This window comes from Enterococcus sp. AZ103 (genome assembly GCF_051714685.1).
In the GTDB taxonomy this organism is placed as follows: Bacteria; Bacillota; Bacilli; order Lactobacillales; family Enterococcaceae; genus Enterococcus_A; species Enterococcus_A alishanensis.
In genome coordinates, this window is the sequence record NZ_JBIOSI010000004.1 from 1 (window position 1) to 14578 (window position 14578).

At 37.3% G+C, this 14578-nt stretch carries 16 protein-coding genes; all 16 read right to left on the reverse strand.

The genetic code is table 11. The annotated features are described in order from the left end of the window. Positions 1–435 precede the first annotated feature (435 nt). The 16 genes from ID741_RS19495 to ID741_RS19570 all read right to left on the reverse strand — a co-directional run bounded on the left by ID741_RS19495 (position 436) and on the right by ID741_RS19570 (position 14104). Positions 436–912 (reverse strand): hypothetical protein, encoded by a 477-nt coding sequence (locus ID741_RS19495; protein ID WP_438721311.1) that lies wholly within the window; start codon positions 910–912, stop codon positions 436–438. A 799-nt stretch (positions 913–1711) separates the two neighbouring features. Further along, positions 1712–2653, reverse strand: coding sequence for an LPXTG cell wall anchor domain-containing protein (locus ID741_RS19500; protein WP_438721313.1), 942 nt, complete (start codon positions 2651–2653; stop codon positions 1712–1714). Continuing rightward, a complete protein-coding gene (locus ID741_RS19505; RefSeq protein ID WP_438721314.1) occupies positions 2650–2958 on the reverse strand; it encodes a thioredoxin family protein in 309 nt (102 codons plus the stop codon). Before ID741_RS19505 ends, ID741_RS19500 begins: the two co-directional genes overlap by 4 nt. 67 nt (positions 2959–3025) lie before the next feature. Continuing rightward, positions 3026–3646, reverse strand: coding sequence for a hypothetical protein (locus ID741_RS19510; RefSeq protein ID WP_438721315.1), 621 nt, complete (start codon positions 3644–3646; stop codon positions 3026–3028). Between the two features lie 21 nt (positions 3647–3667). Further along, entirely contained in the window at positions 3668–4819 is a 1152-nt protein-coding gene (locus tag ID741_RS19515) for a phage tail tip lysozyme (protein ID WP_438721316.1), read from the reverse strand. A gap of 12 nt (positions 4820–4831) precedes the next feature. Then, on the reverse strand, positions 4832–6691 hold the full coding sequence (locus ID741_RS19520) for a CD3337/EF1877 family mobilome membrane protein (RefSeq protein ID WP_438721317.1): 1860 nt from the start codon (positions 6689–6691) through the stop codon (positions 4832–4834). A 56-nt stretch (positions 6692–6747) separates the two neighbouring features. After that, positions 6748–9237 (reverse strand): ATP-binding protein, encoded by a 2490-nt coding sequence (locus tag ID741_RS19525; RefSeq protein ID WP_438721318.1) that lies wholly within the window; start codon positions 9235–9237, stop codon positions 6748–6750. A gap of 17 nt (positions 9238–9254) precedes the next feature. After that, entirely contained in the window at positions 9255–9653 is a 399-nt protein-coding gene (locus tag ID741_RS19530; protein WP_438721319.1) for a TcpE family conjugal transfer membrane protein, read from the reverse strand. 15 nt (positions 9654–9668) lie between these two features. Further along, complete coding sequence (locus ID741_RS19535; RefSeq protein WP_438721320.1) at positions 9669–9935, reverse strand: TcpD family membrane protein; 267 nt, start codon at positions 9933–9935, stop codon at positions 9669–9671. Positions 9936–9948: 13 nt separating this feature from the next. Continuing rightward, positions 9949–10974 (reverse strand): hypothetical protein, encoded by a 1026-nt coding sequence (locus tag ID741_RS19540; protein WP_438721321.1) that lies wholly within the window; start codon positions 10972–10974, stop codon positions 9949–9951. A 38-nt stretch (positions 10975–11012) separates the two neighbouring features. Then, positions 11013–11501, reverse strand: a complete 489-nt coding sequence (locus ID741_RS19545; protein WP_438721322.1) for a hypothetical protein — start codon at positions 11499–11501, stop codon at positions 11013–11015. 48 nt (positions 11502–11549) lie between these two features. Continuing rightward, a complete protein-coding gene (locus ID741_RS19550) occupies positions 11550–11822 on the reverse strand; it encodes a hypothetical protein (RefSeq protein WP_438721324.1) in 273 nt (90 codons plus the stop codon). After that, a complete protein-coding gene (locus tag ID741_RS19555; protein ID WP_438721326.1) occupies positions 11819–12934 on the reverse strand; it encodes a hypothetical protein in 1116 nt (371 codons plus the stop codon). The genes ID741_RS19550 and ID741_RS19555 overlap by 4 nt, the downstream gene beginning before the upstream one ends. Positions 12935–13026: 92 nt before the next feature. Next, positions 13027–13512, reverse strand: coding sequence for a hypothetical protein (locus ID741_RS19560; protein WP_438721327.1), 486 nt, complete (start codon positions 13510–13512; stop codon positions 13027–13029). Between the two features lie 40 nt (positions 13513–13552). Continuing rightward, positions 13553–13843 carry a hypothetical protein gene (locus tag ID741_RS19565; RefSeq protein ID WP_438721328.1) on the reverse strand — a complete coding sequence of 97 codons (291 nt, stop codon included), beginning with the start codon at positions 13841–13843 and terminating at the stop codon, positions 13553–13555. A 42-nt stretch (positions 13844–13885) separates the two neighbouring features. Further along, a complete protein-coding gene (locus ID741_RS19570; protein WP_438721329.1) occupies positions 13886–14104 on the reverse strand; it encodes a hypothetical protein in 219 nt (72 codons plus the stop codon). Positions 14105–14578 lie beyond the last annotated feature (474 nt).

Here is a 14578-nt window from a genome sequence, read left to right on the forward strand (position 1 = left end):
CCGTAACTAGCGATCTTTACTAGTTACTTCCAAAATTTACGTGCCCGCTTTTTAAAGGGGGCGGTTTTGACTTTGCTTTTGACTTTCAGTCCCCCAAGGTTTGGTGGGGGATTTAGGGGGTTGTTGCTTTTTTCTTTTCTTCTTTTTTTCTCTTTTCTTCTTCTCTCTTTCCTCCTCCCTCTATTATTATGTTATTTATTACTTACTCTACTTACTTACTTTTTCTTTATCCTCCGACCGAGACCTCAATCAAAAATAAGTTTACGTTGTTTGATTGAGGTCTCGGTCGGAGGATATTAGAAAATGTTGTAAGACTGCCGTTTTTTGGCAGTGGTAGGGGGTCACCGGTGACCCCCTATCTGACCCCCTGTTTGACCCCCTAAGAAAAGAGAAAAAAAAGAACCATTTTCGCCTTTCGGCAACGCCGAAGGCTATTTAATTTTTGTTCTTTTTGCCAAAGCGTTTCTTCTTTTTTTCTTGACTCATTAGATAGGTATATTCTAATTTGTCGTACTGATCTGACCATTCTTGATTCATTTCTTCAAGTGCTTGATTTTCCTTTTCCAGTTGTTCAATGTAAATTTGTTGCTCCTGCACCTTTTTTTCTAAAGAATCAATTTCATCTTGGCTACTAGAATCTTCAATTAATGGTTGTTGCCTCAACTCTGCGAACAATTCTTTGTCCTTGGCATTCAGTTGTTGTTGTTGATTTAATAAGGTTTGTAGCCTCTCAATCTGATTGTCCTTTTCTTTGAGCGTTTCTTGAATCGTTTTTATTAGATCATCTTCTTTTCCTGACGGCTCATCTTCCTTTTCTACTAAAACAGGCTCTTTTCCTACACGCTGCATGATTAAATTTTGTCCTTCATCAGTAAGAAAGGGACGGTCATTTTTTTTTATAATTACTCGCAAACTCTCCTCCTCTGTAAAAAGGTCTCTCAATACAGGTGAAGTCATACCCAATTTCTTGGCAAAATTTGAAAGTCTTACGTCAGCCAATGTCTCACCTACTTTTTTCTATTTGTTCTTTTATGGCATTCTTCCATAGTTTGCCACTGGCAAATTGCCAGTCCGCCTAAATTTTAAACGCCCATTTAATAGCATTTGTACTTTGTCTGCCATGCCGTCTGCCACTTTTGCCATGGCAAGCGCCTACTTTGCCACCGTTCTTTTATGCGGGGTTTTTAGACGGGATATGGCAATAGCAAGACTCACCACTGGCATTTAAAATTTGCCTAACTCCTTACCAATGATTCATTGGCATAAGTGCTATTGGCTATTCGCTTGTTCTTTTATGGCAGTTTGCCATAGTTTGCCACTGGCAAATTGCCAGTCCGCCTAAATTAGAAAGGCTCATTTAATAGTATTTGTACTTTGTCTGCCATGGCAAGCGCCTACTTTGCCACCGTTCTTTTATGCGGACTTTTTCGATAGAAAATGCCAATGGCAAGCTTCACCACTGGCATTTAAAATTTGCCTATCACCTTGCCAGTAAATAATTGGCATAGATTATCTTGATTTTTCGTTTGTTCTTTTATGACAGTTTGCCATAGTTTGCCACTGGCAAATTGCCAGTCTGCCTAAATTAGAAAGGCTCATTTAATAGTATTTGTACTTTGTTTGCCATGCCGTCTGCCACTTTTGCCATGGCAAACGCCTTCTTTTCCACCGTTCTTTTATGCGGACTTTTTCGATAGAAAATGCCACTAAATTAAAGGCTGAATTTTCTCTTTAGAAATACGCCAATGGCAGATAATGTCATGAAGGCACTACCCATAATTGCCGTCCATTGATTGCTGGCACTACCTGTTTTTGGTAAAACTTTTTCCTCGCCATTGCTATCTTTTACTACCAAAGAGCCATCGGTTTGTTTGGTTGCTCCGACAGATTCAGGTGTCACTGTTTTCGTTGTACCATCTGAATTTTGCACAACTGGATTGCCATTATCAGTAGAAACAATGGTTTGTCCGCCTTCTGTTACCACTGGTGCCGTTGGCGTTGGATTGGTTGTGACTGGTTTATTAGTGCCATTGTCTGTTGGTGTAGTGGTTCCGCCATTCCCACCACTGCCATTATCTGTTGGCTTACTTGGTTTTTCTGGTTTATCACCAGTTTCACCCTCGCCTCCTTCTGGTGGCGTACTTGGATCAGTGGTTTCACCTCCACCATTGCCACCGCCTTCTGGTGGTGTAGATGGGTCAGTTGGTGTTTCGCCCCCGCCAGTTTCTCCGCCTCCTTCTGGTGGCGTGGTTGGATCAGTTGGCGTTTCACCTCCGCCAGTTTCTCCGCCTCCCTCTGGTGGTGTAGTTGGGTCAGTTGGCGTTTCACCCCCACCAGTTTCTCCACCGCCTTCTGGTGGCGTGGTTGGGTCAGTTGGTGTTTCACCTCCACCTGTTTCTCCACCGCTTTCTGGTGGTACAGTTGGGTCTACTACGTCGTCATAAGTCGTAATCGCTGTATAGGTAGCCACTGGTTGAATCGGTAAGGTGTAAGCTTGGACGGCAACTGGTGTTTCGGCTACTGCCACTGGCTGTGTTACTTTTGGTGCTTCTCCTCCTTGTACTGCTGTAACTTCTTCGGCTAAAGCTACTCCTTGGCTTCCGCCAACTAAAAGGGTTGCTGAAAACAATGTGCCTAAAATAATTTTTTTCATGGTAATTCCTCCGATAATATTTTTTTTATTTGCTCTTTATTGATTCCTTCATAACGGTTCTCTCCATTAATGAAAGTTGGTACCTGTGTTAAATGATACGTCTGAATATATTGTCTATTCTTCTTGATATTCATGTTGATATACGTCACATTTCTTTTAAATAAGCTATGACGTGTGATCATTGGTAATATCTTTTGGCAATCGTCACAATCGGGGCGATAGAAAAATAGTATCTGCTTTTCGGCTACTTCTGCTGAAATAGCTTGCGGTGTCTTCATCTGACTTAAGATACGTTCGCCATTCATGGCGAGACACACCATAGACACGAAAACCAAAAACAGACTACACCCCACTACGACAAGTCTTTTTTGCCTATTCAAGCAAATCACCTGACAAACCTGTTGTCACCATATTCATAGCGGTCAACACATTTTCGTTTGTATCATATGAAACTTGATAAATGGCTCTATTTTTGATTGGTTCTGCCCCTGCCACATTACTTTGAAAGACTAAAACCACTAAGCCATTTAAGGTGGTTCCCTGTACTGATTGGTTGTAAATAGTTAAATCTAATAACTCTGACGTGACGGTATTTGAATCGCCGTATTGGCTATTGGTATGAAAGAAACTGTCGTACACGTCACTAGATAAATACTTCTTCGCTTCTGCCTGACGATCTTTGAAATTCTCTGGTGTAAAGTTATACAAGATATCAAAGACATTTTTTGTCACATCTTGATAGCTTTTATTCACTTCTGCATAGGGATCGCCATTATTGATCGCTACCTCTTTTTCTTCAACCTTTGATTGTGTTTCAATGAGTTCTTCCTTCACTGTCGCCAATGATTGAAGATTTTTTTTTGTGGCTTTGTTCTGTTTTAAAATGGTGGCTTCCTTTGATTGGATTTCTTGGTGGGCTTGAATATTAAAATAAACAGACCCACCTAATAGTCCAATCAGTATCACCACCAAGATTTTTTTTACAACTGCCATAATGACTCCCTTCTGATGGGTCTACTTTTTAATGGGTCTGGCAAAACAAATGTCCCCACCATTCAATAAACTTAAAAATGAATTATTGAAGGTGTCTTCATTGGTAATGTTGCCGTTGCCGCCCATTTGAATAATTTTGGTGTCTTTTCCTCGCCATTTTTCGGCAAGAACGGCTGTATGACCATTGGCACCAGCACCGCCTCCTTGGTTCACAATCACTATGTCCCCTGCGTCGGCTTCTCCTTCTGATACTTCATTCAACCATTGGTGACTTCCTCTAGCGTCTGCCGTCATGGAACCAGTAAACCACCCCATATTTGGTGGCACTTTGTAATCGGCATTTTCTAAAGCCAGCCACACAAAACCTGAACAGTCGGTGCGTCCTTCTTTATCGGGATTTCGTGGATCGCCACCAATCATGGCTAAATTATGGGCGATGGGATTCGGATAATGGAACCAACCAATATATTTTCTGGCACTTGCCACAATATCGCCGTCTGCCCCACCTACACTTGACCCACACTCTAAGGTGCTTGAGATAGCTTCCCCATCACTTGCCGTCAGTAATGCGTTACTAGCTGCGGGATCGCTACTGCCTAACTTGGCGTACCATTTATTGGCAAAAGTTAAACGATTCCCCATTGCGGGGATTCCTGCTCTTTCAAACTTTATTTGCCATTGTTCTGTGGCTTCTTCTACACTATCTACTTTTAAGGCACTGACAGCGCCCTTTTCAGAGCCGTTTAATTCATGGAGAAGAAATTCTAACTGTAATCCCAGGTCTGACCACTCTTTGCCTTTTTCACTGGCAAAGTTTTTAAGATTCGTTGTTCGCCCTGCCGTCCATTGTGCCAATCCATGACCACTAAGGGGATCATTGTGGCGTTCCACTGCGGAAGGATTTAAACCGCATTCTTGTTCAAAGTTGCCTAACATTCCTGCTAATCCCTGTGGTGTCGCCCCTTCTATATGAGATCCCACATAGTCATAGATGACTTTGGCGTTTTCTTCTTTGCTTTTACTATCTACTTGAATACTGGTATCGGCATTTTGACTGTTTTCACTATCACATTGGTTTGTAGCTGAACCACCGCCAAGTATCAGTGAAAACATCAAACCAATAACAGTCAATAAACCCACTATCCACTTTAAAGAACCTGCTTTTTTATTCATGGCAACACCTCGCTATTTCCTAGCACTAGAAGTCACACGATTACTTGCTGGTCTATTTTTAGTGACTGGGTGATTTTGTTGCTCTTCTTGACTCTCTCCACTGTCGATTCCCCCTCTAGCTGGTGAAGGTGGGACATAAACCACTCGTGGCGGATTGGCGTTGTTAGCCTGTGGAGATTGATTTTCTCCACCACCTCTGGCATTAGAAGGCATCACCAAGGTTTGCGGATAAGGTGTCTGATTTGGTGTCTTCTTGGTAGTTTCTAATTGTTTTGGCGTTTCATAACTGGTTTCCAATGGTGGTCTTTGTTGGTTATTTGGTGCTTGTTTGTTTGTTGGCACAACCACCTCGCTAGGGTTTCGGTTTCCTGAAGGTTTCTTGTTAGTAGGAATTTTTTCATTTGTCCCATTTGGCTTTTTCTTGCCATCAGGTACGCCTACTGGATAAGGATTTTTATTCCCACCTAACAATCGTTTCATCATTAAGGTATCTCGCACAATGCCTCTACCTGCTCGTTGAGCTTTTTGTTGCACATTTTGACCTGTAATGACATTTGCCATACCCATTGGCTGACGATTCACCAACATAGAAATCACCATGCCACGGTTTTTCATGAGCCAATTTAAGACAAGAATTTGTAACACCACATTACTGGCATACTTACCAACACTAGTTGGGGGTATGGCGTTATTAATGGTGGTAATCACCACATAAACAAGCATAATAAAAAAGGCTGCTAAGCCTTTTGCGAAAATGGCACCTATGAGACCTGTTAAGGGCTTAAACCAACTGTCTTGGAACTTCGGTATGAGACTGACAAAGAAACTCACCACCAGTATAAAGAATAGGATCACCACCATTAACTGAGACAACAAGCTAATAGAGGATATGGCTAACAATGGAATACCTACTCCAATCGTACAAACCAAGGCAAATATGGCGTAACCGATTTTCGGGTAAATCCCGATACCTTCCTTATCCATAAAAGCATTTTCCTTTGCTTCTTCTATGACGGCTTTTTTCTTCTTTCCGATTCCTTTTGCAGTCTGATTATAACTGAGTAATTCATCGACTTTTTTCTCGCCATCTTCAATTTCATTAATGTTTGTCGTCCCATAATTCATTAATAAATAAGGACGATAGACCCCTACATCAAAAATAGTGTTCCGCATGATACTTGCAGTAGTATCTTTGGTGGATTCTCCTTTTCCCAATTCAACTTGTCCCACAAGAGACGTGCCAGCAGCTAATATGGTTTGTTCAAAAGCTACACTGGTTTGATTCACCATCGAAAAAATAGGTGTGCCAAAATTTAAGAATAGACTCCCTAAGACAAAAACAGCCACAAATGACGCCAATGCTTTAATCCCACCAATCACATCTAATTTAAAAAAGATGGTGGTAATAAAGAAAATCACAAATATGGCAAAAACCGTACTTAATAGATTATCTACTAACGCCTTCCATATTTGCTTGGTATATCGACCTACTGTGTTAATTTGACTACTTAAAAAGTCTGTTCCCTGTAATATTTCAATACCTGTATCAAAGCCATTGACGATAAACTTATTCAAAGCGAAAATACCGTTTGCCCCTGCCAACAAACTGCCGTTATAAGGGGCGATACTGCCAGTGTTGGCGACAGCTTCATAATGAGACATGGGAAATTGTTTGATTTTTAATTCCACGCCTCCCTTACTCACTGATTTTTTCTTAGTGGATTCAGCTTTCTTATAGCTTTTTTCTAACTCTATTTGATTCTGTCCCCACGTTTTCCCTACTTCAAAACCAATTTGATCTTTTTCTGCAAGGGTGATGTTACTTGTCCCAAAATTTAAGAATGTGGCAAACAAGACGGAAAGAAAAATCACAAGAAAGGTTCGCTTAAATTCAATTTTTTTCTGGATACTCGCCCTCTCCTTTCTGATTAAGACGCAAAGTTTCTTTCCATTTCTGCCGAGTGACTCTTTTCAACGGTCTTAAAGGCTTTCGTCCACTCATCAAAAGGACAGTCGATACTTAGCTGACCTACCGAACCATATATATCTTTGTAGAAACATTGTCCTTTTTGCATAGCTGCCATTAATTCTCTGTTGTATTCAGTATCTTCTAATCCCACAAATTCAAGGACTCTCTCTCGCTCCTGTGGTTCATCAAAACAATACATCATACCAAAGTTACTAATAGCTTGATTGACGTCTCCTATACTAGGGGTGACTAGATATAATTGATTGTTGTAAGAACGTCCTACATTCAATAACTCATTGACAAGTCGATTCCCTCCATGAGATTTGGTGATTGTCCATGCTTCATCAAAGAAAATCGTGGTCTTTTCATTCTTATCTGCCATGCCAAAGGTTTGACAAAACTTCGCTAACGGAATCATTAAGCTTAGACTCATTTTGTCTTGATCCGTCATATCTTCTCTTGCTAACTCTTGGTCAGGTAACTGTAAACCTTCAATTTGTAGTACGGTAACCTTATTAGACATATCTAATCCCTTTGTTTTACCATTGGAAAAAGCCAATTCCAAAATAGAACCCTCTACTCTGCGACGCATAAATTCTCCAAAACTAGAGAAATCCTCATCATCGGAATTTTCTAAGCGTTTCAATAACATATATAAACCAACTTGTTTACCATCTGAGCGTTCTAACATGAGTTCATCTATAATTCGCATGATTTCATTTTCAATTCGTATTTCTGGAATAATAAAAACCTGTTTTAACATAGATAAAATAGTGTCCTTCGCTTTTGTCCCTTCTAGGAAAGTCAAAGGGTCTAAGACCCCTTGATTTTCTGGCTTGTCAGCGTCTAACGTCACATAATGAATGTTCTCCATAAGTTTGACAAACATTGGATAGTTCTTCCGTATTTCTTCGTCTTTTAAGACTTCTTGATACCATTTCTTAACCTCACTTTTTGGATCAATCATTAAAACTTTCCCTTTTAGGAAAGATAAATAGTTAAAAATAATCTTCATTAGGAAAGACTTTCCTTTCCCTGTTTGTCCCGAAATCAAGGTGTGGGGACTGTCAGTCACTGCACCTGCAATCCCTTCATTCGCTAAAAAGACATGATTCAATACAATAAAACGGCTCCCTTGAATGGCACTCATTAAATCAGGATAAATACCGTTGGTAATCCGTCCAATATACTGACCAATCGACGTCCCTAACCGTTGAGAAATGCCAAATTGTAACTCGGCAATGGCTACTGGCAAGGTACTTTGTATCCAATTTTCCGTCATAGTATTAAAATCTGCCCCTTGTAAATACAAGTAAAACAAATCCAATTGATCGGCGATTGGTTGCGTGCCAACAATGTGGTACTCCTGTTCTAAACTAAGCTTCACTTCTTTGGCACGTTCAGCACAAATGTCTTTTGTATCTCCTGTCACCACGTAACATGCTACCCAATTGAAAAATGGCGTGTTTTTGTTGCTTAGTTCATTTCTCAACTGGTTCAAATCGCTTTTTCCTGTGATCAGTTCTTCGTCTTGTTCGTCACGTTCAGAAAGTTCTCCGTCTGTTTCAGAGAACCGTTTTCCTGTCATGGAAACTTTTCGCTGTACGTCACTTTTTCGATAGACCTTTAGTTTCATTTGGACTTCTACTGGAAAAGGGAAATCCTGTGCTGTTCTAAAAATATCCATGTTGGCAATATCTTTTTTCGTTTTTTCAATGGGAATAAAGGAACAATAACTCTCCCCATATTCCCCTTCAATACGGATATATCTAGGCTGTCTTGCAGTGTCTAATAAGGTGTCTGAAATGTTTTCTTTCGTCTTATTACTTTCTGTTAGGTAATCATGAGGAAGCCCTCTAATGAAGTTATATCGGCAAATATACCGTAGCTCTTTTTCTGGTAAAGGATTGATGGCGATACCGTAAAATAAGTCTCTTACGTCACTTTCCTTTTCTTCAAAAGCTTCTTTTTCTTCACTGGTCATCATGCCGACACCTAATGTCTTCATGACCCGTCGATTAATCTGACGAATAATGGTTGCGATTCCTTTTAATCCACTATCCTTCGTGTGAAAAATGGGATTCTTGATTTTTACCCCTAAATAAAAACGGCTTTGCGTGATTGTTCCTAACTCATCACGTAAAACCGTTATTGCTCGTTGATTATAATAATGTCCCACATCTAACATATCAGGATCATAGTCCTGTTCCAAAATGTCAAAACGCTCTTGTAAATTCATTTCCACTGGCAACATAGATAAATGTAAATCTTTATATTTTGCCAATCGCACCAGTAACATTTCAAAGCTACGTTTATACTGGTTTAGCTTGTCTTCGTTACCTGCATGAATGTTTTTCGGGGAAAAGCTATAATACGCCCAGCACTCACCATCTTTCGTAAACAAAAGATTTTCATGTATGCTGTCAATGGGGTTTTTATACTTGACCAAAGGCTCACCTCCTGTGATTAGATTTTCGCTTTAGAAAAGCGAATGTTTGGCTCAAGATTGGTGATAATTTGATTGTCTGTTAGCACCCGATTCCCTACTTTGATTTTGGTAAAATATTTAATATAGTTCTTCAAAAACATCATCAAATTTTTATTGTCAAATACCGTGTATTCATCTGCGAACCAACCAGATAAATAGTAGACACCCACACCATAGTAGATAAAAGAAATGGTCATATTATGAATCAAAGGAAACACGTAGTTTAAAACAAAGCGATTCAGTACCCATAGAAGTAATAGGGCTGGTACGGCTAATAAAGCTCGCTTCAATTCAATTGAAAAAGGCAATATAAAATCGGCAATACTATTTATGATAATCGGTTTTTTGAAAATAGTACGGTAGTTTAATGGTGGCATATTCTCACCTGCTTTCTACTGTCCGAATAATTCTGCAATGCCTCGTAAGACACCTAAAAAGCTATCTGGACTGTTTAAAAACCATGCACAAAAGCCCCCTAGAACGACGACTCCTATAATTCTTCCAATTGACTGTCTGGCAAAATTCACCAGTAAAAAAATCGCTACACCAGCAATTAAAAAATTTCCACCAATTTGTAAAATCCAATTCTTAAATCCGTCTCCTGTTGGTGCTGTAGTTGCTACATAGTTAATCTTTTCCAAACCACTGATAAATTTCATTCACTATTTCCTCCTAATTTTTAGTATCGTGGGTCAATCTCTCTATAACAAACTGATCGTTATCATCTTGATTGATAATGAGATGATAGGCATTGTTATAGTCTTGTGATAGTTCCCTGTCTGTGACAGTCACTATCACATAACAATCTATTCTCCCCCCTTTCATTGGATAAGCATCCATTTCTTGAATGTTTTTAAAGGTCATAACCCCTCCCAATACTTCGGGATTTTTCATCATGTATTTCACTACTTCTTTATCGCTAGTTTCAATGTACTTAGGAAAGAAGGTGTCCTTTAACCAATTATTGACAGCAGTTTTATCTTTCGTGTCGATCTGTTCCTCATTGGATTCTGGTAAACTGGTAGCTTTCGCAATTTTATTATTGGTCATAACAGCTGGCACCTGTTTATAAGGGATCGTCTGAACAAGATATTTTCCTTTCTTCTCCTTGACGTTATAACAAAATAATTCTTGTCCCTTTTCCTCGTCGATTTGATAATCAATAAGATATTTCACTTGATAAAAACCGTCTTGTTTTTTCTTTTCCCACAATTGAATAGACAATACTTTTTTGTTGCTTTTTGCAGGATTATTCATTGGAATGGTGGTATCTACTGGAAAATATTTCTTTAAAGCCTCTTGATAGGCTTGTTGGTCGTCTTTCGTGTTATAAAATTTCATGATAAAAGACCGATTAAACACGTCAAAATTCCCGCTATTTTCCGTATTTTGATTGACTGTTTTAATGATTTCATTTTGTTTTTGGACTTGTTGCTGGAGGTCTTTTAGCTGATTAGAGACCTTCACCTCTTTTAATAAGAAGGTGATACAACCCACCACCAACAACCCAATAAAGCCCCACACAATGACTGAGACTATTTTTTCTTTATAGAAACTGGCGATCTTCCCTTTCTTTTTAGGCTTCGCTTGTTTCTTTCCCTTCTTTTCTTTCTTTTTTTTCGGTGGTTCCTGTTCTTCCACTTTTTCTTGAAAGTCTTGAATAGACACCTTTTTCCTTGATGAAAAGTCCTTTGCCATTACATTCTCCCTTCTTTTTGAGTAAAAAAAATACAAGCTTAATCGCTTGTGTCTTCTTCATTGCTCGTAATTTTTAGTATATTCGGTGAATCTTTAGGCGTGCTTTCCAAGTCCAATTTCTTCTTTAGATTCCTTTGTTCTTTTTTTATCACTAAGAGTTGTTCGTAAATACCTGACTTGTCAAATTTTGTAAATGTTTCGGTTTTCATATAGAATTGAATACCAGTAGCACCCGCACCTGATAAAAAAACTATAGCTGTTATTATCCATTTTGTACTACTAATGACCCCTATTAAAGAGACAATAAGTGTTGCCACTAAGAGTCCTAGAAAACAATAAAAATCTCCTTTATTCATATGATACCGATAATAAAATGATCGAACATATTCCTTTTTATCTAATGAATCTAATAAGAGTTGTTCGGTTTTATTCAATTTTTCTAGTTCTTTTTGATATTGGTTAATCTTCTCTTGGGACTTTTTCTCTAAAACTTCTTCTTGGAGCTTTTGGAATCTTGAGTCATTCATAATATATCACTTCCTTTTTGATACACTATATTTCCCTTTAAAAAGCAGTTAAAATATTAAGAACCTGCTAGAATCGGTAATGGAATGTTCTATTTCTTCAAAATTTAGATTCTGACTCCAACTTGGGAAAAATCTATAGGAAAAACTGTCTTGATAATTTACAAGAACTATTGTCCTTTTAATGTTTTCTTCGGTTGGCTCTTTTAGCAATTTTTCAATAGATTGATTCACTTCATGATAATGACTTTCTAAACGTTTTACTTTTTTATCTAAAGAATCTAATAAATATCGTTCTGAATGATTTAGTTTTTTCAATTTCATTCCCTCACCTCTCTGTACGATTCCGCTGAACCCATCATATTTTTTGTATTCATTTCATCACTCAAAAAAAATTTAAAGGTAATCATAGAATACTTAACTTTGTAAGTGATCTCTATACTCGTTCGCATGATTTGTTGGTCTGTAATTAACCCCTCTGAACCGTTTACTCCTATGTGATAGAAGACTTGATCTTTAGTAATTTCATTAACGTATATAAACTGTTCCCAAGCTTCGACTGGTTTTATAGCATTTAATACTTTTGATTCCTCCAAGTCAGTGCTTGATACAACCTCATCTTTTACGATTCCAAATAATTTTTCCTCATCATTTTCTTTTAATGCAACTTTTTTTATTTTCTTCATGAAGCAATGAAAGATTATTGTAAACAATAGATAAATGCTGAGAGAAAACAGAAAAATAGAGATAAAATATGTATCTATAAATTCCTGAAATTGCGCTATGGAAGAAAATAGAAGCAATATAAATAGCGAGATAGATTGTTGAGAATAATTCTGCAAATCTGTTATTACTTTTTGTCTCACTGCCAATACAAACGACATACCTACCAATAAAAAAATCATTAAAAGAATGCCAATATTTTGTAATATTCTTAAATAAGTCTGCTCATTAGCTAAATCTATCGTGCCATCAGAATAAAGAAGTAGGATAACCCACCCTATGAGAGAATAAAACATTCCGTAAATGATGATTTTAAAAAAATACTTTGCCATACTTTTTAGTATAAACAATAGATTAGCCGTTTGAACAATCCAAAAATTTCTATTACTTTTCAATAATTGCACTCTTCTTTTCAAGTATTGTTTTTTAGTTAGCTTAATCTTTAAGCGCAACAAATTTCCATCTTTTAGAACATATTTTTTTCTTACAGCAACAACTAAACTATACAGCACTACACCTAATAGTAATATCAGTATTCCCTCAACTATAAGAAATCCCCTTGTTCCTTTATCGTAAGAATGAAGTTCTAAAAGACTGCCAATAACCATAATAATGCAAAACAAGATAAGGATTATATCTGTAATCTTTTGCCTTTTCAAATATCTAATTTTGTCTTTCTGAGAAGGCTCTATATAAGGAATATTTTCTTTCATACTTAATAACTCCTTTATTTTCTAATTCCATTATCTCCGTCGTTAACGGACTTTTTCGTCATTTTCTTTTTCAAAGAATTCCTCACAGATGATTAAGAGTTACCCACCTTATTACTTTTCCGAGCACTTATCATATTCCACAGTAACTCGCTGGATGTCTTAGTCCTTGATTCCCATTTACCAAAACAATTAGATGTATCAAATGCAACAATTAAGGCTGTTTTCGGCTTGTTAGGTACTAATACTTTGACACCTTGAGGCAGCATTCCTTTTTGATGTAATTGATCTGCTAAAGTTCGTTCACAAACTAGATAGTTCTCATCACCAAAAAAATTTTTTCCAGAACCAGAGGTGAAATCTGCCATCGATGATTTGACCTCATAAAAGCTAAAAATACCTTTATCAATAGCTACTGGTCCCATTCCAAGGCGTAAAATATCATGAGGTTTAAATCCAATAAAATCAACACGGTACTTTCCAAAGTCCAACTCAACTTCTTCAGCCCAAAAATTACTTGTATTTGATAATTTCTTTCTCACCAAATTACTTAATTCTTCAGTAATTTCTGATCTTCCCATCCTGTATCCTCCTTATTCCACTATTTGTTTCGATTGCCTACTATACTAATGACCCGTCTAATGCTAAAACTGATGGTTCATGTGATTCAGCACTTTCAAGTATTTGTTTTTTTGCTTCTTCAATACCAATTGGAACAGTAGGACTATCTTCACCGCAAGTATCTGCTAGCTTATTAATAGCTGTATTCATGTCAAGAATTTGTAATGATTCATAAAATTCTTCTTCGTCTTCAACATCAGATACTATTTTCTTATAATAATCTAAGCATTCATCTTCATCAGTTGCAGCAATAATCGCAAAATAGGGATCATTAATTTCAAAATATTCCATCTGTTTTTTCTCCTTCTCTTTTTCGGTAATTTCTTTACTTGACTAGTTTCTGTTGCTAACTTCAATGCACAGTGTAGGAGTATCTTTTCCCTCATACGTACTAATGCCTGCATCTAATAGTGTTACCTCATATTTTGCTGCTCGTGGAAAAGTTGCTAAAATTTCTTTAGCTAAAATACCTGTTGGATAAGTCTCTTCTACAATTTCAAATGTTACATCGGCTTCATCTGGTAAAATTTTCAATAATTCTTTTAGTTTCATTTTCTTTCCTCCCTCCTAATTAACAAAAAATAATCTTTGGGTCATATAATTCGGCAAACTCTTTCAATTGTCGAATTGATTCTTAAACCTTTTTACTGGAATCAAAATCTTTAAAGACATTCCCTCTTATTATGTCAATAATCACTTGCGCAATCGTCATTATGAAGTAACCTATAATGAAGCTAAAAATTAGCCACCCGATCATAGCCATTATGAATAGTGGATTGTGAAAGAAATACTCTAACTGTTCATTTGCTACCTCTGAATTATTAATTTGTATCTTTAAATCTGACATCATTTTTTTGTACTGGGTAACACTCCCAAATAATATTTCAAACTCATAAATCCAAAAAACAATGACCCCAATTAAAGCTCTAATGAAGTAGACCCTTTTCAATTTAGGAAAAAAATATTTGTCTATGAAAAAAATACTTTTTTTTATGAGGAAATTATCACTTCTATTCAAAATTACAC

Coding starts and splice junctions, on each gene's coding strand:
- ID741_RS19515 (WP_438721316.1), bottom strand. CDS start 4,819: ATGAATAAAAAAGCAGGTTCTTTAAAGTGGATAGTGGGTTTATTGACT.
- ID741_RS19545 (WP_438721322.1), bottom strand. CDS start 11,501: ATGAATGACTCAAGATTCCAAAAGCTCCAAGAAGAAGTTTTAGAGAAA.
- ID741_RS19555 (WP_438721326.1), bottom strand. CDS start 12,934: ATGAAAGAAAATATTCCTTATATAGAGCCTTCTCAGAAAGACAAAATT.
- ID741_RS19500 (WP_438721313.1), bottom strand. CDS start 2,653: ATGAAAAAAATTATTTTAGGCACATTGTTTTCAGCAACCCTTTTAGTT.
- ID741_RS19530 (WP_438721319.1), bottom strand. CDS start 9,653: ATGCCACCATTAAACTACCGTACTATTTTCAAAAAACCGATTATCATA.
- ID741_RS19550 (WP_438721324.1), bottom strand. CDS start 11,822: ATGAAATTGAAAAAACTAAATCATTCAGAACGATATTTATTAGATTCT.
- ID741_RS19510 (WP_438721315.1), bottom strand. CDS start 3,646: ATGGCAGTTGTAAAAAAAATCTTGGTGGTGATACTGATTGGACTATTA.
- ID741_RS19535 (WP_438721320.1), bottom strand. CDS start 9,935: ATGAAATTTATCAGTGGTTTGGAAAAGATTAACTATGTAGCAACTACA.
- ID741_RS19570 (WP_438721329.1), bottom strand. CDS start 14,104: ATGAAACTAAAAGAATTATTGAAAATTTTACCAGATGAAGCCGATGTA.
- ID741_RS19505 (WP_438721314.1), bottom strand. CDS start 2,958: ATGAATGGCGAACGTATCTTAAGTCAGATGAAGACACCGCAAGCTATT.
- ID741_RS19565 (WP_438721328.1), bottom strand. CDS start 13,843: ATGGAATATTTTGAAATTAATGATCCCTATTTTGCGATTATTGCTGCA.
- ID741_RS19540 (WP_438721321.1), bottom strand. CDS start 10,974: ATGGCAAAGGACTTTTCATCAAGGAAAAAGGTGTCTATTCAAGACTTT.
- ID741_RS19560 (WP_438721327.1), bottom strand. CDS start 13,512: ATGGGAAGATCAGAAATTACTGAAGAATTAAGTAATTTGGTGAGAAAG.